This window comes from Candidatus Omnitrophota bacterium (assembly GCA_028699255.1).
Lineage (GTDB): Bacteria > Omnitrophota > Gorgyraeia > 2-01-FULL-45-10 > 2-01-FULL-45-10 > FEN-1322.
Genome location: JAQVUX010000009.1, coordinates 1 through 20,782, shown reverse-complemented (window position 1 = coordinate 20,782; position 20,782 = coordinate 1). Strand labels below are relative to the sequence as shown.

The 20,782-nt window shown below is 49.7% G+C and carries 18 protein-coding genes, 1 tRNA gene and 1 riboswitch; of the genes, 2 read left to right on the top strand and 17 right to left on the bottom strand.

The window, feature by feature from the left end; genetic code table 11:
• Positions 1-6: 6 nt before the first annotated feature.
• The 16 genes from PHS46_07400 to PHS46_07325 form a co-directional block, all read right to left on the bottom strand.
• Positions 7-2,673 carry a CBS domain-containing protein gene (locus tag PHS46_07400; GenBank protein MDD3906331.1) on the bottom strand — a complete coding sequence of 889 codons (2,667 nt, stop codon included), beginning with the start codon at positions 2,671-2,673 and terminating at the stop codon, positions 7-9.
• 374 nt (positions 2,674-3,047) lie between these two features.
• A complete protein-coding gene (locus PHS46_07395; GenBank protein ID MDD3906330.1) occupies positions 3,048-3,953 on the bottom strand; it encodes a hypothetical protein in 906 nt (301 codons plus the stop codon).
• A 406-nt stretch (positions 3,954-4,359) separates the two neighbouring features.
• Positions 4,360-5,247: a site-specific tyrosine recombinase XerD gene (xerD, locus tag PHS46_07390; GenBank protein MDD3906329.1), complete on the bottom strand. Its 888-nt coding sequence runs from the start codon at positions 5,245-5,247 to the stop codon at positions 4,360-4,362.
• The gene (locus PHS46_07385) at positions 5,244-5,876 is read right to left on the bottom strand and encodes an MBL fold metallo-hydrolase (GenBank protein MDD3906328.1); all 633 of its coding nucleotides are present in this window, start codon (positions 5,874-5,876) and stop codon (positions 5,244-5,246) included. The genes xerD and PHS46_07385 overlap by 4 nt, the downstream gene beginning before the upstream one ends.
• Positions 5,860-6,411, bottom strand: coding sequence for a hypothetical protein (locus PHS46_07380; protein MDD3906327.1), 552 nt, complete (start codon positions 6,409-6,411; stop codon positions 5,860-5,862). Before PHS46_07380 ends, PHS46_07385 begins: the two co-directional genes overlap by 17 nt.
• 20 nt (positions 6,412-6,431) lie before the next feature.
• Positions 6,432-8,441: an NAD-dependent DNA ligase LigA gene (gene ligA, locus PHS46_07375; protein ID MDD3906326.1), complete on the bottom strand. Its 2,010-nt coding sequence runs from the start codon at positions 8,439-8,441 to the stop codon at positions 6,432-6,434.
• A 3-nt stretch (positions 8,442-8,444) separates the two neighbouring features.
• Positions 8,445-9,173, bottom strand: a complete 729-nt coding sequence (locus PHS46_07370) for a metallophosphoesterase family protein (GenBank protein ID MDD3906325.1) — start codon at positions 9,171-9,173, stop codon at positions 8,445-8,447.
• Between the two features lie 2 nt (positions 9,174-9,175).
• On the bottom strand, positions 9,176-9,475 hold the full coding sequence (locus tag PHS46_07365) for an acylphosphatase (protein ID MDD3906324.1): 300 nt from the start codon (positions 9,473-9,475) through the stop codon (positions 9,176-9,178).
• A 101-nt stretch (positions 9,476-9,576) separates the two neighbouring features.
• A tRNA-Pro gene (locus tag PHS46_07360) sits at positions 9,577-9,653 on the bottom strand.
• A gap of 131 nt (positions 9,654-9,784) precedes the next feature.
• Positions 9,785-10,123 (bottom strand): exosortase system-associated protein, TIGR04073 family, encoded by a 339-nt coding sequence (locus tag PHS46_07355; protein MDD3906323.1) that lies wholly within the window; start codon positions 10,121-10,123, stop codon positions 9,785-9,787.
• A 73-nt stretch (positions 10,124-10,196) separates the two neighbouring features.
• Positions 10,197-10,832, bottom strand: coding sequence for a riboflavin synthase (locus tag PHS46_07350; GenBank protein ID MDD3906322.1), 636 nt, complete (start codon positions 10,830-10,832; stop codon positions 10,197-10,199).
• Positions 10,832-11,905, bottom strand: coding sequence for a bifunctional diaminohydroxyphosphoribosylaminopyrimidine deaminase/5-amino-6-(5-phosphoribosylamino)uracil reductase RibD (gene ribD / locus PHS46_07345; protein ID MDD3906321.1), 1,074 nt, complete (start codon positions 11,903-11,905; stop codon positions 10,832-10,834). The genes PHS46_07350 and ribD overlap by 1 nt, the downstream gene beginning before the upstream one ends.
• Positions 11,892-12,728, bottom strand: coding sequence for a PHP domain-containing protein (locus PHS46_07340; protein MDD3906320.1), 837 nt, complete (start codon positions 12,726-12,728; stop codon positions 11,892-11,894). Before PHS46_07340 ends, ribD begins: the two co-directional genes overlap by 14 nt.
• A 7-nt stretch (positions 12,729-12,735) precedes the next feature.
• Positions 12,736-13,161: a transcription antitermination factor NusB gene (nusB, locus tag PHS46_07335; protein ID MDD3906319.1), complete on the bottom strand. Its 426-nt coding sequence runs from the start codon at positions 13,159-13,161 to the stop codon at positions 12,736-12,738.
• A gap of 38 nt (positions 13,162-13,199) precedes the next feature.
• Positions 13,200-13,664 (bottom strand): 6,7-dimethyl-8-ribityllumazine synthase, encoded by a 465-nt coding sequence (gene ribE, locus PHS46_07330; protein MDD3906318.1) that lies wholly within the window; start codon positions 13,662-13,664, stop codon positions 13,200-13,202.
• Positions 13,665-13,691: 27 nt separating this feature from the next.
• Positions 13,692-14,885, bottom strand: a complete 1,194-nt coding sequence (locus PHS46_07325; GenBank protein MDD3906317.1) for a bifunctional 3,4-dihydroxy-2-butanone-4-phosphate synthase/GTP cyclohydrolase II — start codon at positions 14,883-14,885, stop codon at positions 13,692-13,694.
• A 67-nt stretch (positions 14,886-14,952) separates the two neighbouring features.
• Positions 14,953-15,100, bottom strand: a riboswitch (FMN riboswitch).
• Positions 15,101-15,193: 93 nt separating this feature from the next.
• Here PHS46_07325 and PHS46_07320 point away from each other — a divergent pair.
• Together PHS46_07320 and PHS46_07315 are read left to right on the top strand one after the other, a co-directional pair.
• Complete coding sequence (locus PHS46_07320; GenBank protein MDD3906316.1) at positions 15,194-15,628, top strand: hypothetical protein; 435 nt, start codon at positions 15,194-15,196, stop codon at positions 15,626-15,628.
• Between the two features lie 15 nt (positions 15,629-15,643).
• Positions 15,644-16,843, top strand: a complete 1,200-nt coding sequence (locus PHS46_07315) for a diguanylate cyclase (protein MDD3906315.1) — start codon at positions 15,644-15,646, stop codon at positions 16,841-16,843.
• 38 nt (positions 16,844-16,881) lie between these two features.
• On the opposite strand, the gene smc is transcribed toward PHS46_07315, so the two are convergent.
• The gene (gene smc, locus PHS46_07310) at positions 16,882-20,550 is read right to left on the bottom strand and encodes a chromosome segregation protein SMC (protein MDD3906314.1); all 3,669 of its coding nucleotides are present in this window, start codon (positions 20,548-20,550) and stop codon (positions 16,882-16,884) included.
• Positions 20,551-20,782: the final 232 nt, after the last annotated feature.

Genomic DNA, 20,782 nt, shown 5'->3' with positions numbered 1-20,782 from the left:
TCGTTGTTAACGCATAAACTTTTTTACAAGTTTCCTCGTTAGTTCAAGTTCTGCTTTCCTCGTCTTTACCTTGCCGTCTAATTTCGCGTACAATACTTTGTCGAGGATCGTTTTATACTCCGGGCACGGGCTCAATCCCATCGAAGCAATGTCGGCGCCGTTTATATTTACCCTCGCGCCGTTCAATTTGCGGAAAAAATCTTCCACCCTGGCCGCTACCTTAGGCGAAAACGCCTTTGAGGTAATGAATAGTATCACCTCAAATGAAAGCGGCTCCAATATCCTGTATATTATGCTGGGAGAAACCGCGGAGGCGGATGCGAGCGCCTTGGCCGCCTTGTCGGCGTCCTCTTTGCATGATAAAAGACGGATAGTCTCTGAGCGTCTTAAGGCAAATCGACTGCATATAGAGGAGACATCATTATAACTCAAACGGTCGAATAACGCCATAAGATATATAAGCCACCGCTCTACACTGCGTTTTCTGAAAATAGAACCGTCATAGCGATCGCAGGTACTATTTATGGCGCGGCAGAGCTTCACTATGCGGCTATCGAACTTTATCTTCGGGTGGAGGAACCTCAATTCGTCAAGTTCCGACATCCGCCTGACCGCCCTGCAAGGATCGTCTTCTTTCAATATCGCGATAAGCTCGTCGCGTATCCTCTGCGGCTCCACTTTATCGAACATCTCTATCTTTATGGCATTCTTTATGAGATCTTCGGTGTGCGGGTCGATGGTAAATCCAAAACGCTGTTCGAACCTCACCGCCCTGAATACGCGCGTCGGGTCGTCGATGAAACTTGCGTCGTGCATTACCTTTATAACACCCCGGGCGAGATCGCGTTCACCGCCGAAGAAATCTATCAGCCGGCCGAAGCTCTCTTTATTAAGGCTAAGCGCCATGGCATTTATAGTAAAGTCCCTCCGAACAAGGTCATCTTTAAGCGAACTGAACTCCACCGTAGGGAGCGCGGCAGGGCGTTCATATACCTCCCGCCTTGCCGTTGCAAGGTCTATCTTGAAACCACTACAACCTACGCGGTAACCTACGCGGTTACCGCGTAGGTTGTATCCGGTGGCTTTGGTTATAAGCGTGCATGTGCCGAAACGCCTGTGAATTATAAGGGCCGCGCCCAGATCCTTTGCCAACTCCTCGCCCATCTTTATGGCCGGACCCTCTATTACGATATCGAGATCCAGGTTCTTCACCCCGAGGATGAGATCGCGCACAAGCCCACCCACAATAAAGGCGGTATAGTTAAGCGAATTGGCTTTCCGGCCGATCTTGCGGGCGAGCGCCATGACATCCGCCGGCAACACCGCGGACATCTTCTTAGCAAGATTTAAGGTAACATTCCTGTCTATCACCGGCGGCTTGGCAAACAATGTTCCGTGGACGCTTCGTAAAAGCGCCGTCCTGTTTATCACGCCCACCACCTTTTTCCCACGCGTCACAGGAAACACGCCGACTGGATTTTCAAACAACATTTTTTGCAGGATATGTAAAGGCGTGTCCGGGCTTACCGTCACAAACTCCCGCGTCATGTAACCTTTGACACGCGAATGGCCAAAACTACGCTTGATAGCCTTATTAAGGCCATTCAAAGTTATGATACCGACGACCCGGCCTTTCTGTGTAACGGGCATCCCGTCCAGATTATTCTTTGTAAGCGTCGCGCGCGCCGCGAACACCTTCTCATTCGCGCTCATCGCTTTGACGCCTTTGGACATTATGTCTTTGGCATACTTGGCGACTTTGATTTTGCTCTTTAAAACGTTAAAAAGTTTTTGTCGTATGGACACGATACCAATGCCGCGTGTCTTAGCGCTGGCCGCGCCCGGGTGACCACCGCCGCCAAAAAGCGAAAGCACTTTATTGACGTCGAGGGCCGGCACACGGCTACGCGCGATTATATCGACCTTGCCGCCCGGCGACTTTATGAGCACAAAGAGGATATTGATGTTTTCCAGCTCCATCAGTTTCTGCATGAGCGCGCCTAAGTCACTGACATAATTTTCGGCGTCGATCTCGACGAGCGAGACGCTGACGCCGTTTATCTCCACGCGCTCGGTCAGGTTAATGAGTTTCGTCAGAAGCGAAAGCCCCTCGCGGCTCACTTCCCGGTTCAGATAACTCGATACAACCGAAAGATTGGCGCCCTGCGAAAAAAGGAAGCTGACCATATCGACGTCGAATTTCGTCGTCGACCGGTAGGTAAGTGATCCTGTCTCTTCGTATATGCCGAGAAGCATTATCGTCGCCTCAAGATACGATAATTTTATCTTCCGTTTTTTGATCATGCCGGATAGTATCGTAACGGTCGCGCCGACTTCTTCGTAGACGTCCTTATCGGCGACGACGTCGCCCTTCATCCTCGGGTGATGATCATAGACGTGCACCTCGACGCCTCTATCGACGAGCTCGGCGGCAATACCGATGCGCGCCTTCTGCTTAGTATCGACGAGGACGAGCCTGTCGATATCATCGAGCCGGCATTCGCGTTCACTCTCGACGGCGACAAGCTCGCGCGCCAGCGAGAGGAATTCGCGCACCGCCTCCTCCTGCGAGCCGGGCAGAAGCAGTCGCGACTGCGGGTAGAGTTTCTTCGCGGCCACGAGCGAACCCAGCGCGTCAAAGTCGGCGTTAACATGTGTCGTGATCAGATCCATGATTATCCTTTTCTGCTTAACCCTGGGCGGGCCCTGCCGCCTTTCTACGTGTAAATTTATGGGGCCTGTCCTCGGTCGCCTTTCGGCGCTCATTAGGCCGAGGTTGGGTTTACAATTTCGCTCTGGCCAGGCGCGTATCTATGTGCCGCCAGGATTGCCTGTCGGAGAGGCTTTTTACAGTCAAGCTCGTACTATTGTCGCAATCCTAAGCGGCGGCACCCCATCCAACCTCGGCCTTTTAATTCGCGCCTCAAGGCTTAGACCTCGGCCACCCATAAATTTACCCTTCTATCACTACAGGTGCCAATGCTAAGTTTAACTGATTTTTGCACCCAAATTTTCCATCCCGGGGTGGAAAATAAATTACGCGTTTTCTATTTTTCCCAAAGCTTTACTCTTGCTTTAAAATAGTTATAAAGCATATAGTATCTGATAGCCAGCTTACCTCTATTAGCTTTCTGTTTTTTATACTCATTTTCGACAAAGGTAAACGCGCACTTAAAAAGATCTGCCATTTCCTTTTTTTCTTCTGCAGACAAATTGCTATAAAAAATATCTCTAAACCCGGCTCCTAGATAATCTAATATATAACGCCCATCCAAGTCCGTGGTCATCATTTTTTCGCACATACCGGCAAGCGCCTTGCATACCTGTATATCCTCTATTGTTTGATTGGGTAATTGCGTTATGCTGTGACATAAATTTGCTAAATAATTAACCATTGTGTCACCTATTACTATCCGTGGATATTGAGCTATTTCACTTTCTAATCTATATGCGCTGAAAAAACCCGGCCCATACACTTCACCGCTACTTAGCTCCGTTCCAATTCCAACATCAATGCCAGCGCGGAAAGACTTACCTTCCGATAAAGAAAACAGCATTGACATGCCACAAGCACCTAACACCCCAACAACACCTTTCGCGCAAGGTGCGTGATATTTAACGCTTTCCAGGGGCACAAATGCTTGAATGCAATCCGAAAAACGTACATGTTTTAAAATACATTTACGCATTTCTTTAAATTGCTCTTTTTTTTCTTCTGGAATAATTACTTTAATCAATCCTTCTTCCGCATAAGCACTATAAGAATTAAAAAAGTTATAGAAATACCCCCGCAATTTTTCAACAAACAAAACAGTTTGCGAATGAGCTTGATTCAATTTGTGTTCTTGCTCTTTATTTTCAGGAATATCGCTAATTCCATTAAACGCATCTTTTTGCCCTAAAACATCAATAAACGCTACTATGTAGTTGCAATATTTAAAATTCTTTCCCATTATATTTACTTGCTCCTACGTAGTAACATTCTATTTTTAATTCCAGCGCAAAAAAATGCTAAAACAACATTACTCTCCAAGCGAGATTGCTTCGGCTCGCCACCTTCGGTGGCGGCCTCGCAATGACGCTTTCATATAAAATTTCCGCTTATAGAGTGGCGAAACTTTTGGGTGCGTGCCGAAGCGAATCTTAAAATTTTCGATACTTTATGGCGATCCAGAAAGGCCGGACAAACTGCTCAATAGTTGCGTATTGGCAGGTTGAACGGCCATCGAAAATTTTTGACAGCGAATCGGCATGCCTAATGCCGATTCGCGGCGAGCGAAGGCACCACCCAAAAGTCACCGCCCGCGTTCGGCGCAAACCGCAAAGGCACAGCACGTTCTAAAATTACAGCGAAAAATTTTAAGCGCGCGGATGGAACTGTTTGTGGACCGACTTCAGCCGCGTGCGATCGATGTGCGTATAAAACTGAGTCGTCGCGATATCCGCGTGCCCTAACATCTCCTGTACGACCCGAAGATCCGCTCCATGTTCCAATAGGTGCGTCGCGAAACTGTGACGAAGCGTATGCGGAGTTACTTCCTTTTTTATGCGCGCAAGTTTTGCGTAGCGCTTTATCATCTTCCAGAATGTCTGCCGCGATACCTTCTTCCCAAGCCGCGAAATAAAAAGTTGCGGAACGTCCTTGTCTCTGACGAGCCCGGGGCGCACCTTTTCGATGTATCGCGCGAGCGCCTCTTTGGCTTTCTTACCCAGCGGCACGATCCGCTCTTTATCCCCCTTGCCTTTGCACTTCACGAACCCGACATCGAGATTCAAACCCTCTTTCGTAAGCTCCACGACTTCCGAAACCCGCATCCCCGTAGCATACATCAGTTCCAGCGCCGCCCTGTCCCGTATGCCGACACCGTCGCGCAGGTCGGGGCCGGCCAGGAGTTTTTCGATCTCATCGAGATTAAGCACATCCGGCAGGGCGCGTATAAGCTTAGGCGACTCTACCAGTCCGGAGACGTCTTCTTTGGCGAGCCGCTCCTGAACCAAAAATCGATAGAACATCTTTATAGCCACGAGCGAACGCGATATAGAATTACTCCCTATGCCGTTATCTTTGAGGTATAGCATATAGGCCATTATGTCCTGCCGTTTTATTTTCGCGGGGTCGGTTATGCCTATAGCCTCCATGCGTTCGGTGAAATGTTTGAGGTCCGTACCATACGCGGCTGTCGTATTTTTGCTCAAGCCTCTTTCAACGGTAAGATAATTAAGAAATTCTTCTATCAGATGTTTCATGCGAGGAACTGATTGCCTTTCTTCTCGTCGCCTATCGTCGATGGCGCGCCATGACCGGGATATATAACCGTCTCGTCGGAAAACACAAGGAGCTTCTTCCTTATCGAATCGAAGAGCGCGGCGGAGGAGCCGTAATCGAAATCGGTGCGGCCGACACTGTCTTTGAATAACGTGTCGCCGGTAAATATCACATTGCCCGTCGCAAGCGCGATCGAGCCGGGCGTGTGTCCAGGCGTATGTATTACTTTTAATTTAATGGAACCGATTTCGATAATATCGCCTTCTTTAAGCAGGCGCTCGGCCGGAGGGGATATGATATTGAAAAAGAAAAAACGGGACATGTTTTTATCGGGGTCGGCGAGAAAATCCTTATCCGCTTCGTGCACGTATATAGGGACTTTAAAACTTGCGTTGGCGCCTATGTGATCGCCATGGCCGTGGGTATTTATTATACAGCGGAGATTGAAACCGTGTTTCTTTATGCAATCTTTTAGCCTGTCAGCGTCGGCACCCGGATCTATAAGGCAGGCATCTTTGGAGACGGGATCTGCCAGCAGGTAAGCGTTGACACCCAACGGGCCCACAACGAACCTTTCGAGGAAAAATCTGTCTTTATTTTTCCGATTCAAGCGGTTTTATTTCCTTTCCGACGGCCATGCTTAGTTTGGCGCCCGACGGCTCTTCCGTTTCCATCCTTATGAATTTTTTGACCTTACTGTAACAAAAATCCCGCTTTATAATCCTATCCTCCCGGTCCAGAGAATTCCGCACATAATCTTTACCGGCGGACGAAAGACTGCCCCTGGCTATTATCGCTTTAAGGCTTTCCATACTCTCTATGTGCGCCTCGAGCTCATCCGCTTTTTCCTCGACGAGCAGGGCCTGCATATCTTTAAGATGACCTATCGCTTCCGCCGCGCATCTCTGATCCTTCTTTATATTTTGCCCCACGACCTTCACCATCTCCTCCTGCCATGACGCCCAGTACGAGTAATGCTGTTTGTAGAGTTCCGGCGGCGGTTTCTTAGTGTACTTCTTTAGCTGATAAAAACGCGGCTTCTTTACCGTTTTATTTTTTCGTGTAAATTTCCTCTGCACGGCATCGCATCCTGTAATATTGGCGATAAATATGATTGCAAAAAACATAACAAGCCATTTCTTCATGATATCTCCACGGTAGCTTTTCATTTCCGGATCAAAGCCTTAAATTCTTCTTCGTTTATAACTTTTACTCCGAGGGCCTTCGCTCTGTCCAATTTCGACCCCGGTTCATCGCCAGCCACAAGGAATGCCGTATTTTTACCGACACTCGACGAGGGAGAGCCGCCGGAATGACGAACCGCGTCTTCCGCCTCGGATCGTGAGAATCCTTTCAGAGTACCGGTTATGACGACGGATTTTCCGGCGAATGGCCCTGCAGAGACGGCCTTGACGGGCGCGGACATTTTAAGGCCTGCGTCTTTCAGTTTCTTTACGATCGCGTTATTTTCTTTGTTACGGAAAAAATTATACACCGACTCGGCCATGACCGGCCCCATCTCCGGGACTCCGGACAACTCCTCCAGCGATGCGCGCTCGATCCGTTCGATAGAACCGAAATGCCCGGTAAGCACCCAGGCGGCATGCTCACCTATATGGCGTATACCAAGGCCGTAGATAAGTTTATTCAGGTCGCGCGAGCGGCTCCTGTCGATCGCCGCGATAAGGTTCGCGGCGCTCTTGTCGGCCATGCGCTCGAGGCCTTTTAGGTCATCGAATTTTAAACGATATATGTCGCCGTAATCCCTGATAAACCCCTTTTCGACGAGTTGTCCGACTATCGCCTCGCCCATCTCCTCTATGTCCATCGCGTCGCGCGCGGCGAAATGCAGTACCGACTCTTTTATCTGCGCGGGGCATCCGGCGTTATCGCATCGCACGGCCACCTCTTCGTTCGGCCGGACGAGTTTCGCGCCGCAGGCCGGACATTCCGACGGTATGGCAAACCGCTTCTCCTTGCCCGTCCGCCGCTCCTTGGCGACACTTATCACTTTAGGGATTATCTCGCCCGACTTCTCGACGTATACGTGATCGCCTATCCTGACGCCGAGCCGTTCTATCTCGTCGAAATTGTGCAGGCTTGCTCGCGACACTGTCGTACCGGAAAGGTGCACCGGCCGGAGCACTGCCACCGGAGTTATTACTCCCGTCCTTCCCACGCCAACCACTATATCTTCTATCTCCGTCAGCGCCCTCTCGGCCGGAAACTTGTACGCGATCGACCAGCGAGGGCTTTTCGAGGTAGCGCCCAGGCGTTTCTGCTGGGCAAGCGAGTTGACCTTCAGCACCATTCCGTCTATCTCAAATTCCAATTTATATCTTTTGTCCTCGAACGAATCGCAGTAGCTTATCGCGTCCTCGATTGTTTCACAAACCTTGCGGTGCGGGTTGACCCGGAAGCCTACTGCCTGAAGATATTGCAAGACCTCGGAATGCGTCTTAAACTCCACTCCTTCGCAATGGCCGATGCCCCAGACGTATATTTCAAGCGAACGCCCGGCGACCATCTTCGGATCGAGTAGTTTTAAGGATCCGGCTGTCGCGTTACGGGGGTTCGCAAAGAGCTCTTCGCCGGCGCGTTCTTTCTCTTTATTCAGTTTCTCGAGCGACAGCTTCGTAATGTAAACTTCGCCTCGAACCTCGATAACTTTAGGCGGCTTCCCGGCTTCTTTTGAAAGCGTTAACGGTATGGAGCTTATCGTTCTTAAATTATTGGAAACATCATCGCCTTCGACACCATTTCCCCTGGTAGCGCCGCGAACCCATCTGCCGTCTTCATAAAGAAGCGATATCGATACGCCGTCGAACTTCAGTTCGGCCACATATTCGAGCGCCTCGCCTTTCAGGTTCTTCCTGACCCTCGCGTCGAAAGCGCGGATTTCGTCCGGCGAATAGGTATTGTCGAGGCTCATCATAGGCGTCAGGTGCTTAACCGTGCTAAAGCCCTTCACAGGCTCTCCACCCACCCGGCGGGTAGGCGAATCCGGCGTTATGAGTTCCGGGTTCGCGCTTTCGAGATCCTTAAGGCGCCGGTACAGGCGGTCATATTCCTGATCCGCGATCTCGGGGGAGTTCTCGACGTAATAAAGCCGGTCGGCCCGTCGTATCTCTTCCCGTAATTTTTCTATCTCTTTTTTCGCAGATATATCGCGCATCCTTTATCGCCCTTCCGCCAATCGTAACGCAAACTCATCCGGGAGTCCTGCGGTAGTTATTTTTCGCTGGGCTTCCTTGATGTTATAATCTACTCTTTTTATCTCCACGAAAGCCGCATCTTCATCATAAACGATAAAAGACGCTCTCGGGTCTCCGTCTCGCGGCTGTCCGACGCTACCGGCATTCACGACATACTTCCTACCGTCTTCGATGCCGGCCTTGAACCCTTCGACAGCGACGGCAGAATCGCCTTCCAGGCAGAATATGCCGGGATAGTGGGAATGCCCCACAAAACATATCCCTTGTTTTAAAAGTTTAAGTGTTTTAACGGCATCGGTCGAGTTAACTATATAATTAAAATCTTCCGGCGCATCTAATGAGCCGTGAACCAGAACCATGCGCCCAATGTTACCGAGTAATTTAAAAGACCGGATGTACTCTTTCTCATCGTCGCTTAAAATATCCTTAGTCCAGTTAATAGCTTTTGCCGCATTTTCGGTGAAATAATCGATATCGAGGAAGTCGACCACACCCCACTCGTGGTTTCCCGCTATAAGCAGTTCCGGCCGGAGCGATTCAACCGTCTTTACGCATTCTTTCGGATTGGCGCCATAGCCGACTATGTCACCTATGCAAAGATATGCGTCTATCCGCTCCGACGCCATAGCTTCAAGGACGGCTGAGAGGGCTTCAAGATTTCCATGTATGTCGGATATAATACCGTAGCGCATCGTTAGAACCGTATGTCGAATCCGGTAAACTCACCGGTCGCCTCGCTCCAATCGGCGTCAATGCCCCTAATATACTCCATGAACACATCAGCGATCTTCTCGAGGAAGGCCCTGACGTCCGGTTCGGCGCCTTCACAGACCATTTCCACCCTGCCATCAGACAGATTTTTAGCCCATCCGGACACTTTGAAAGAATTCGACAGCCTCTCGGCCGTATACCGGAAACCTACTCCCTGGACCGCTCCGGAATAGTAGAGGTGTGCGCGTTTATTCGCGGTTATTTTTTTTGAAGCGGTTTTCATATGATTGCTTATGCCTTGCCTAAGCATTTGAAAAATATCTTCGATATTCTTCAAATAGGCTTCGGCACGACTTTGCCGGACTTAAATAACGGCAAAGTCAGTGGTCGGGGCGGGCGGATTTGAACCGTCGACCTCTTGGTCCCGAACCAAGCGCGCTAGCCAACTGCGCTACGCCCCGACTGGGTTTATAATAACATAACATTATATTATGAGCAAATAAATAAGTAGGGCACCTTTTAAGGTGCCCTACTTATTATAAGTGGCGAGCAAGCCAAAAATTGCATATGCAATTTTTGGCGCGTCGAACCATTACCAGTTCTGGTCCTGAAACATAAATTCCGGATCGGTGAGTATAGGCGCGTAATTTTTCGGTTGAGGTATAGGGAATGTCACCGTTTCATACACACCCACCAGAAGTCTTATCCCGCTCATACCCAGGCCTTTTAAAATCCCCCAGGTACAGGCCGCCATTGGGCCATCTGTATCATTAACCCTGGATGTCTGCAGGCATAATTCAAAAGGAAACGTCCCGATATTACATAATCCTCTACCCAATTTTTTCACCGGATCATCGCAGTATCCCGACGGAACAAACGCAAAAGCGAACAAAAACACTACCAACGCTATCGATATCACACGTCTGGCCATCCCTACCTCCTTGTTGGATAAAACTATATCACGAAAATCCCTATATTTCAAATCTATTTAAGCGCTATTCCGCTTAAAATCCCATCTCTTTCAGGAATTTTTCGGTAACCCCGCCGCCTTTATCGAGTTGACGGAAACGCGCGAGATATTTCCCGATAATATCGAATTCTATATTGATCTTATCCCGTGCGCGCTTACCGGATAGATTGGTCATCTTCATGGTATGCGGTATTATGTAAACTTTAAATCCGCCGCGAGCCGTTTCGCCGATCGTCAGGCTTATACCATCCAGCGTAACCGATCCCTTTTCAACGATGAGATGGCTGAATTCCGCCGGAAATTCAATTTCAATAATATATTCCTGCCCTGAACTCTCAATGTGTTTTATCGTACCCACGCAATCGACGTGGCCCAGTACAAAATGTCCGCCAAGCGGCCCGCCGGCGCGCAAAGCGTCCTCCATGTTCACCTTATCCCCGCTCTTTACAGACGAAAGAGCCGTCCTGCGGACAGTCTCTTCCATGACATCGAACTCCAAGACGCCCGACTTCTTATTTACAAGCGTCAGACAAGCGCCGTTAATAGATACGCTGTCGCCTATCTGGGCCGTCTTTGCGATTATATCCGAAGAGGCTTCCAGGCGGTAGACGTTACCGGAGCGATTAAAATTGCGCACAACCCCGAGCTCTCGTATCAATCCAGTAAACATTATTTCACCTCGGCTTCTATTAGAATATCTTTCCCAAATCTTCGTACCTTCATCTCGCCAAGCGCAAGTGCCTGGCCCATCCTGCGCGCTCCAACACCTCCCACCGAAGACACAGCGTCTCTGCCGCCTATTATCATCGGCGCTATGAAAAACATGAATTCGTCGACCAGCTTCTTCTCGATTAAGCCCGCTACCAGCTCTCCACCGCCTTCGACTAATATATGCGTCATGCCAAGCCGAGCGAGTTTCTTTAAAAGTTCTTTTAGATCCACCCTCCCGTGATCGGAACGCGTCCTTATAAGGCGTGCGTCCTTCGCCACCGTCCCGGCGCGGCGGAGTGTAGCCATGTAGACCGGCGCGGCGGAACTTCCGGAAAATATTCTGGCGCCGGGCGGCGTCTTTAAAGCGCTATCCACTATGACCCTGGCAGGATCCCGCCTGCCGGGTATCCTGCAGGTCAATCTGGGGTCATCTTTTATAACAGTATTTACACCGACCATGACGGCATCAACTCTCGATCTTAAATCATGGACATACCGTCGCGAAGCAGGGCCGGTTATCCATTTCGAATCACCCGCCCTGGTAGCTATTTTGCCGTCTATCGACTCTGCCAGTTTCACGGTAACGTACGGCATCCCCGTGGTAATAAACTTTGCAAAAGGCTTATTCAAACCCTGAGCCTCTTCTTCCAGCACGCCAACCGAAACTTTTACCCCGCGCTTTTTCAGCTTTCTCAGTCCGCCGCCATCATTTAGCGGGTTTGGGTCTTTCATAGCGGCTACTACTCTTACAATCTTAGCGGCGATTATAGCGTCGGTGCATGGAGGCGTCCTGCCGAAATGATTGCACGGTTCGAGCGTAACGTAAAGCGTGGCGCCTTTAGCCTTACCCCCGGCATCATTAAGCGCGTTTACTTCGGCGTGTGCCGCCCCGCACTTCTTATGGTAGCCGCGCCCGACGACTCTGCCGCCCTTGACGACGACAGCGCCCACGGCCGGGTTCGGACTCGTCAGAGCCAAACCTTTGCGCGCGAGATCAAGCGCCATGCGCATGTATTTCTCATCTGTATGCATCGCGTATCTTTTCGGCTTCTGCTTTAAGTTTCTCTACGAGCTCATACGGAACTCTCACCGTGCCCAAAAGGACTCTGCCTTTGCCCATCCCATGACAATCCGACCCACCCGTAAGCAATAAACCGTATTCTTCCGCCACTTCTTCATAATGCCGCACGGTAGCGCCTTTATGGTCTGTATGATAAACCTCTATGCCTTTAAGGCCGTATCCGATCAGTTCCGGGATATACCCGTCCTTATCCATGATACCCGGATGCGCCAGAACGGGAACCCCTCCGGCTTTCGATATGGCTTCTATCGCTTCTCTGGGCGAGAAATGCTCATTCGGCACATAACATGGTTTCGCAAAACCTATATACTTATTGAACGCCTCGCGGAATCCGTTGACTTTGCCCGTATTGAGCATCGCCCTGGCTAGATGCAGGCGGCCTACCGTGCCTCTACCGGCAAGCGCGAATACGTCTTCGGCTTTCACGTCGATCCCCAGCTCGTTAAGCTTCCCTATCATCTTACGCGTTCGCTCGACGCGGGAGCGGCGGATTTCGGCAAGCCGTTCACAGAACCACACGGTTTCAGGCCGGATGAAATAGCCGAGGATGTGTATCTCTGCGTCCTCTTTCTCGACGGTAAGCTCGATCCCGGGAACCACCTCGATACCCAAAGGCTTTGCCGCCCGGTCACAAGGGGCTATACCATCTACGGAATCGTGATCGCAGATGGCTATCGCGCTTAAACCTCTTTCGTTCGCGCAGGCCGCGACTTCTTCGGGAGTGAATGTGGAATCTGAAAAATCGGTATGTATGTGAAGATCCGCGTATTTCATGCTTTGGTTATTTCTCTTTCTTCTTCGCGATAAACTCTTTATTTATCTTATCAAGCACGCCGTTAACGAATTTACCGGATTCGTTGTCACCGTACCGCTTCGCTATGTCTATCGCCTCGTTCATAGTAACTTTGGGAGGTATCTCGTCTGCGAATAAAAGTTCATACGCCGCGAACCTGAGAATATTCCTGTCTATGACCGCCATGCGTTTAAGCTGCCAATTCGTAGCGCATTCCGTGATGGTTTTATCGATATCTTTTATCTTATTCGAAACGCCAAGGACAAGTGAATTGGCAAACGTCTTGACCTCGGTGTCTTTCTCTTCGCTGTCGCGCCAGAACGCATCGATGCATTTCTTCGGCTCGTCGCCGGTAATGTCGATGGCATAAAGTATCTTGAGCGCCGCTTCGCGCGCTTTCGTCCGCTTCCTCATCAATCGTCTCCTTATATTTCCACCCCGGGGTGGAAACGCTATATCTTATCGTTCAGATTCGCCATCTCGATCGCGGATACCGCGGCATCGCGGCCTTTGTTGCCGTCTTTAGTGCCTGCGCGCTCTATGGCCTGCTCAATACTATCGGCGGTAATCACACCGAATATGCACGGCACACCCGTATTCATCGAAACCTGCGCCACGCCCTTTGCCGCCTCACTGGCCACGAACTCGAAATGCGGCGTCGCCCCCCTTATCACCGTCCCGAGGCATATCACACCGTCGTACTTCTTCGACTTCGCCATCTTCAGAGCCACCACCGGTATCTCAAAAGCGCCCGGTACCCACACGACGTCCTGCGCGCTGTCCTGCGCCCCGTGCCGTGACAGAGTATCTAAGCATCCCTCTAAAAGTTTCGTCGAAATGAACTCGTTGAACCGTGATATCACTATCGCGAACTTCTTTCCCTTAGCCGTCAGATCCGCTTTTATTACATTTGCCATAACCATCCTCCTTCTTAAGGTTAATCGCTACTTTATTATATGCCCCAGTTTATACTTCTTCGTCCGCAGATACTTCCTGTTTGATTTATTCGGACGTATCACGAGCGGCACACGCTCGGTCACTTCGAGGCCGTACCCTTCGAGCCCCACAATCTTCTTCGGATTATTCGTAAGCAGTCGTATCTTCTTCAGGCCGAGATCCGCGAGGATCTGCGCGCCTATACCGTAATCCCTCAGGTCGGGCTCAAACCCCAGCGCCACGTTCGCCTCGACGGTATCCATCCCTTTATCCTGAAGCTCATAAGCCTTCAGCTTGTTCGCCAATCCTATACCCCTGCCCTCCTGCCTCATATACAGGACGACACCGCACGGGCTTTTCCCTATAAGCTTCATGGCGGCGTGCAATTGCTCTCCACAGTCGCATCTCTTGGAACCAAATACGTCGCCGGTAAGGCATTCCGAATGGACCCTGACAAGAGAATCTTTTTTATTGAGCCTGCCTTTTACAAGCGCGACATGATGGTATTTATCTACAACCGATTCATAAATGAACGCTTTAAAATCACCGAAAGGCGTCGGAATATTTGTCCTGGCGACAACCTTCACAAGCTTTTCCGACCTTCTTCTATATTCTATAAGGCCTGCTATGGTGCATATCTTAAGATGATGCTTTCGGGAGAACTCCTTTAGATCCGGCAATCTTGCCATGGAGCCGTCGTCTCTCATTATCTCGCAGATAACCCCTACCGGCCGCTGTGATGCCATCTTTAAAAGATCGACACACGCTTCGGTATGGCCGGCCCTGACGAGTACGCCACCCTCATTTGCCCTCAGCGGGAACATGTGGCCCGGACGAACAAGATCGGAGGCTTTACTCTTAGGATTCGCCAGTATATTGATGGTCTTTGCCCTGTCATGGGCGGAAATGCCGGTAGTTATACCCTGTCCCGCGTCGCACGATATCGCCCACCCCGTCCTGTAAGCGTCGTGCCGGACGGAAGACATCGGGTGCAGATCCAGATCGTCCAGCCTTGCGCTTTCCATGGGAACACAGATGAGCCCGCGGCCGTAAGTCGCCATGAAATTAATATCGGACGGTTTGGCAAACGCGCCGGACATTACAAGGTCACCCTCGTTTTCACGGCCCTCGTCATCCATTACTATGATCATCCGGCCGCGTTTTATGTCGTCTAAGATTTCAGGTATAGTGTTTAGTTTCATAAATAAAAAACCCCGCAGGTTATCCTTCGGGGTTAAAATTGAAACAATGTTATCCGGCAATTCTCTGTTATATCTTCTTCCATCCAGACTCTATCCCGCCCTTCCGATACGGCCGGTGGGACTTACTGTCGATGCCTGAATTCCACAGGCTCAGCCTTTTGGCTCGCGGATTATAACCGCCGGTCGAGGAATCGCACCTCACCCCGAAGATGTTACTATTATAACAGCAATTATACTCCTGTCAAGGTAAAATTGACACCCCGTATGCCACCATGGTATCATAATGTCATAAAATATAAGGAGGATTTATGCGTAAAATAGCATTAGTGGTGATTTTAGCTGTATGCTTTGCATTTGTTGGCCAGATCGGCGCGTTAGCCGTAGAGCAGAAAACAGCGGCCGCACCCAAAGCCGCAATCAAACCGACCTCGAGCTTTGCCATGGTAGCAGGAACGATAGAATCGGTCGATGTTTCCGATCCGGCTAATATCAAAGTATCGGTAAAGAATGACGCTGACGGCGTAGTCCGTGCCATATCGGTCACTCCTTACACGAGTATCACCAAGACAACGGATATCTCAGAGCTTAAGGCAGGCGATAACGTAAGGATGATGACGAAAAAAGCCGATAATAAAGAGGTTGCGATGGGTATAATGTTCGGTAAATTGAAACCTATGGTCGCGCCCGCCGCTACAGCCGCAAAACCGGCCGCAAAGGCAACGGCCGCCACCGCGAAAAAATAGGAATTATGAAGAATTATGAATAAAGAGAAAGAGAGCGAGCTTTACGCGGAGATAGAACAGCTTAATTGGGAATTCGCGCTTCTTTATGAAATCTCAAATGCTATCCGCACGACGCTTAAGCTCGACCAGATACTGTACATAATCCTGACGGCGCTTACTTCTCACGAAGGCCTCGGCTTCAACCGCGCCATGCTCTTCCTCGTAAACGAGAAAGAGAACGTGCTCGAGGGCGTGATGGGAATAGGGCCCCACAGCGCCGAGGAAGCCGGAAAGATATGGCATTATGTATCACAGAGCAAGAAGACGCTCGACGACTTCATAGCCTCTTACGACACATTTAAACGCGACCCCGAGTCGAAACTGAACTCGATAGTCAAAGGTATAAAAATACCCCTCAGGGAAGACATGGGGATACTCGTCCTCACGATCCTTGAGGGGATGCCTTTCGAAATAACGACTCAAGAGGCCAAAAAGCTCGTCGACGCTGACACACAGAAGACGCTTAAAACCGATTTCTTTGTAACCGTCCCGCTCAAGGCAAAAGATAAGGTGCTCGGCGCTATACTCGTCGATAATATCTTCAATAAAAAACCTATATCGAAATCCGATGTAAGGATGCTGACCATGTTCGCCAATCACGCGGGGCTCGCTATAGAGAATTCACGTCTGTACGAAGAGACGGTTTACCTGTCGAGCATCGATTGGTCCACCAAACTCTGGAATTACGGCAAGTTCCAACAACGCCTGTCGTATGAACTCGAACGCTCGAAGATAACACAAACGAGCGTCGGCCTTGTCATGGTCGATGTGGACAACTTCAAACATTACAACGATACGTTAGGCCACGTGCGCGGCGACAGCGCCCTCCGGGAGATATCATCCGTCCTGCAGGCTAAGTCGCGCAAGGTGGATACGGTCGCGCGTTACGGCGGCGAGGAGTTCGCCATAGTTATACCGAATACGTCCAAAGAAAATGCCCGATTATTCGCGGAACGACTGCGTAGCGAGGTGGAAAAACTCTTCGCGGGTGAAAATGGACTGCCTTCCCAGAACCGGCTCACCATAAGCTGTGGCGTCGCCAGCTATCCGGACGACGCGCATACCAAAGATGAGCTCATAGCGATGGCGGATACCGCCTTATATGAGGCAAAAGGCGCTGGTAAAAACAGGACTTGTGTGTATTCGAAAGCGATGGGCGAGCGAAAGCTGACTTAGGTTTCCTGCGGGGTTAACTCTGTTTTAGATTCTTCCGCTTACTTAACTTCTTCTTTTACTTCTTCCTTATGTTCTTCTTTAATCTCTACTTTTGATTCCTCTGCATTTTGTTTAAGCCCGGAGATCTCTCTGGCTTCCGGCTTCTTCTTATCGTCCGAGAACTTCACAGACACAATCTTCGACACGCCCCTCTCTTGCATCGTTATACCATACATCACATCCGCAAGCTCAATAGTACGTTTGTTGTGCGTTATTATTATAAACTGGGATATCTTAAGAAAATCCTTCAATACGCTCGAGAATCGCGTAACATTGGACTCGTCTAAAGGCGCGTCTATTTCGTCAAGCACACAGAACGGGCTCGGCTTAACTTTGAATATCGCGAATAAAAGCGCCGTGGCGGTCATGGCTTTTTCACCGCCCGATAATAGCGTAAGGTTCTGCAGTTTTTTGCCGGGAGGGCGCACCACTATTTCTATACCCGATTCCAGCACATCCTGCTCATCTATCAGGACGAGCTCGGCCTGGCCGCCGCCGAAAAGCATGCGGAAGAAATTCTTGAACTCCACCTGTATCTTCTGAAAAGTCTCCACAAACAGATCTTTTGTCGTCTTATTTATCTTTAATATCGCCTTGTGGAGAGAGTCTTTCGCGTTCACAAGGTCTTCCTGCTGATGCACGAGGAAGGAATACCGCTCCTCCAGTTCTTTATGTTCATCTATCGCGATAAGGTTCACAGGCCCCAGTTTCTCCAACCGGTCTTTAAGCTCCACAACCTGCGTCTTTATCGATTCCCAATCGACCCCTTCCTCAGGCTCCGGATGCAGAGATTCCAGATCCGTCTTGTATGCCTGGCTTATCCGCTCTTTTAAGTTCGTCTTTTTGTAATTTAATTCGGTAAGTTTAACGTCGAGATCCCGTATCTGGTTCCTTAATAACTCAACCGCGTTCTCTTTATTCTTAAGAAGCGATTCCGCGGCATTCAGTTCACCGACGAGGCCCGTCCGCGTATTCTCTATGGCCGATGACTCCGTGTTAAATACCTCAAGCGACTTCGAGATAGTTTCGTTATCGGCAGTCAATTTCGATATCTCGTCCTCGAGCGCTTTTACTTTCTCCGCTGAATCTTTTAAAAGCCCTTCTTTTGAATACAGCGTCTCTTCGGACTCGAAGACGATCCCTTCCTGAACTTTAAGAGAACTGCGCACGCCCTCCTCTTCCTTCTCCATCGCCTGCAGTTCGGCCTTAAGCGTAGCCATCTCGAGGCTTAGAGCCTCCCGCTCCTGCCGTTTATTTGTAATAAGATCATGCGATTCTTCGACAAAGTTCTGCGAGGACGACCTCTCCTGTTCTAAATTATTCAGTTCCGCGTTGAGAGATACGCCTTTTTCGGTAAGCTCTTTTATCGTCTCTTCGGCTTCGGCAAACTCCGAGCTGACTATATCCAGCTCTTCCTTCAGTTTCTTCTGGGACTCTTCCTGCGAATCCTTCTTCATCTTTATATTGGAAAGTTTTATCTCTTCGATATGCAGTTGTTCGGCGAGCGACGCCACTTCTGCCTCGAGAGCCTTCGCCGTCGTCTCTTTGCCCGCGCGGCTTTCAGCCAAAGATACGGCATTCGATTCCGCTTCCGCTAATTCCACCTTCATGTCTTCCAGCCGGTGTTTACGCCCTATCGGCATAGTATCGATGGATTCCGCGGCGCTCCCACCGTACACCTTACCGTTATCGAATATGGCGCCCGCTTTTGTCACAGCTGTTACGGAAACCCTGCCGTCAAAAGTCCTGGACATATCCTCTATCGATTCGACCAGGCAGGCATTGCCGAAGAAATATTCGAGCACCGGCTCATATTTTGAATCAACTTTGATGAAATTCTTAAGCGGAACGGCATGGCCAACCGCGCAGGCTGGCGACGCGTTCACCGTTAAATAACCTGTGCGGTTAATTCCTGCCCGGGATAGCATCTCCAGCGAAACGAAAGCCGCCTTGCCCAGGTTATTTTCCTTTAGATAATTTATAGTCCTGGATATGTCGGCGTCGGAATCCATTATAATAGTCTGCGCCGCGTCGCCCAGAAAAGCGCTGACGGCCTCTACATACCCCCGTTCCACCCGTATCACATCGGCAAGCACCGCCGGAGGCGCGAATTCATCCCGGCGGCTCAATATCGTCTTTACGCCGCGGTTGAATCCTTCGTATGACCTGATATTCTCTTCCAGTATCTCTATCTTCGACTTTAACGCCGTCGAGCGCTTCTCTTCCTTCGCCACCGCCTCTTCGAGAGCTTTGACTTCCGCCAGGACAGAATCCTCGGCGGCTTTCTTCTCTTCCAGCTCTTTTCTCATCAAGGATACACGGCTATCGCTTTCCTTGAAATCATTCAGTATCGTCGTCAGGCCGCTCTCGAGAGTTTCGACATCTTTTAATACCGTCTCCTTCTCTATGTGCAGACGCCGCTCGCGAACTCGCCTATTCTGTATATCGGCGCTAACCTTTATAAGTTCGTTCTTTATGTGCGTTTCTCTGGATAGGAAATCGACCAGCTGGACTTTACATGTGGCCGCGCGCTTTTCGGTCTCCTCGATATACTGCTCGATACTGCGCAAAAACGCGTCCTTGTCTGAAACCGATTTCTGCTTATCGCCTCTTAAAGTAGCGACGACACGCAGGTCTTCTTTTATGCGCTCGACCATCGAGCGGGCAAGTTTTATTTTTTCTGCGGCCGCCTCTATCTCGCGCTTCAACCCTTCCTGAAGCGCCAACGCCTCCGCTATTCTCTCCTTGTCGATCGTTATCTTCTGGTTATTCATGTCGAGCGCGCCGGACATCGCCTGATATTTGTCTTTCAACTCAAGCATCTTGCGGTTAACGTCGTCGAGCGAGGCGCGGTATGATGATATGGTGGTCACTATGGCCGACATCTCCGCTACTATCTCTTTCTCCCGGCCCTTCGAATCATTGCTTTCTACGGCGCAGGTCATCTCGGCGGTTTTCAGGTCTTTATATTCGGCGGACGAAACTTTAAGCTCCATGTCCTTGAGACGGTCGAAGTCGACCTTGTATCTTTCGGCCTTACGCGCCTGACGCTCTATAGAACCTATCTGCCGCTTTACTTCGAGTATGATGTCGTTTATGCGCAGAAGGTTCTGCTCGGTCTGTTCCAACTTGCGCATGGCCTCTTTTTTCTTTGATTTGTACTTGGTTATGCCGCTCGCCTCTTCGAATACGAACCGCCTGTCTTCCGGACGGGAACTTAAAATAAGGTCCATTTTGCCTTGTTCAATAATAGAATAGCTCTCGGTGCCGATGCCGGTACCCATAAGAAGTTCGGAAATATCTTTCAGTCTGACAGGAGTTTTGTTAAGCAGATATTCGGTCTCGCCTGAGCGGAATACGCGGCGCGATATGGTCACTTCATCATAATCTATAGGGAGAATGCGTTTTTCATTGGTGAACGTGAGGGAAACTTCTGCGAAGTTTATCGCCTCCTTGGTATCAGTGCCGTTAAATATGACGTCCTGCATGCTGGAGGCGCGCAGGGATTTGGCGGATTGCTCGCCCAGGACCCAGCGGATCGAATCGGCTATATTACTTTTTCCACAGCCATTTGGGCCGACGATGGCAGTGACACCGGGTTCGAAGTTTATTTTGGTCTTTTCAGCGAATGACTTAAAGCCGATAAGCTCTAAGGATTTAAAATGCATATGTTTTTATTATGCCTTAAGTAAAAAGATAAAATACGATAATGTATACTAAATCGTATAAAATTATATCACGAAGTCATGTAAATAACAAGAAAAGGTAAAAAAAAGTGGTGTCAAGATAATTGGGCGCTTTCTATTTTGTCATTGCGAGACGCCGAAGGCGGCGAAGCAATCTCAAAATAGGGTTCTTTGATTAACATAAACATGTACTTAGACTTATCCTCACGCTCAT

Excerpts from the sequence above, each read along its gene's own strand:
- ligA (MDD3906326.1), bottom strand. The coding sequence starts at position 8,441 with ATGCGCGATATATCTGCGAAAAAAGAGATAGAAAAATTACGGGAAGAG.
- PHS46_07370 (MDD3906325.1), bottom strand. The coding sequence starts at position 9,173 with ATGCGCTACGGTATTATATCCGACATACATGGAAATCTTGAAGCCCTC.
- smc (MDD3906314.1), bottom strand. The coding sequence starts at position 20,550 with ATGCATTTTAAATCCTTAGAGCTTATCGGCTTTAAGTCATTCGCTGAA.
- ribD (MDD3906321.1), bottom strand. The coding sequence starts at position 11,905 with ATGCATACAGATGAGAAATACATGCGCATGGCGCTTGATCTCGCGCGC.
- PHS46_07340 (MDD3906320.1), bottom strand. The coding sequence starts at position 12,728 with ATGAAATACGCGGATCTTCACATACATACCGATTTTTCAGATTCCACA.
- PHS46_07400 (MDD3906331.1), bottom strand. The coding sequence starts at position 2,673 with ATGGATCTGATCACGACACATGTTAACGCCGACTTTGACGCGCTGGGT.
- PHS46_07315 (MDD3906315.1), top strand. The coding sequence starts at position 15,644 with ATGAATAAAGAGAAAGAGAGCGAGCTTTACGCGGAGATAGAACAGCTT.
- PHS46_07395 (MDD3906330.1), bottom strand. The coding sequence starts at position 3,953 with ATGGGAAAGAATTTTAAATATTGCAACTACATAGTAGCGTTTATTGAT.
- xerD (MDD3906329.1), bottom strand. The coding sequence starts at position 5,247 with ATGAAACATCTGATAGAAGAATTTCTTAATTATCTTACCGTTGAAAGA.
- PHS46_07365 (MDD3906324.1), bottom strand. The coding sequence starts at position 9,475 with ATGAAAACCGCTTCAAAAAAAATAACCGCGAATAAACGCGCACACCTC.
- PHS46_07355 (MDD3906323.1), bottom strand. The coding sequence starts at position 10,123 with ATGGCCAGACGTGTGATATCGATAGCGTTGGTAGTGTTTTTGTTCGCT.
- nusB (MDD3906319.1), bottom strand. The coding sequence starts at position 13,161 with ATGAGGAAGCGGACGAAAGCGCGCGAAGCGGCGCTCAAGATACTTTAT.
- ribE (MDD3906318.1), bottom strand. The coding sequence starts at position 13,664 with ATGGCAAATGTAATAAAAGCGGATCTGACGGCTAAGGGAAAGAAGTTC.
- PHS46_07320 (MDD3906316.1), top strand. The coding sequence starts at position 15,194 with ATGCGTAAAATAGCATTAGTGGTGATTTTAGCTGTATGCTTTGCATTT.
- PHS46_07325 (MDD3906317.1), bottom strand. The coding sequence starts at position 14,885 with ATGAAACTAAACACTATACCTGAAATCTTAGACGACATAAAACGCGGC.
- PHS46_07350 (MDD3906322.1), bottom strand. The coding sequence starts at position 10,832 with ATGTTTACTGGATTGATACGAGAGCTCGGGGTTGTGCGCAATTTTAAT.
- PHS46_07380 (MDD3906327.1), bottom strand. The coding sequence starts at position 6,411 with ATGAAGAAATGGCTTGTTATGTTTTTTGCAATCATATTTATCGCCAAT.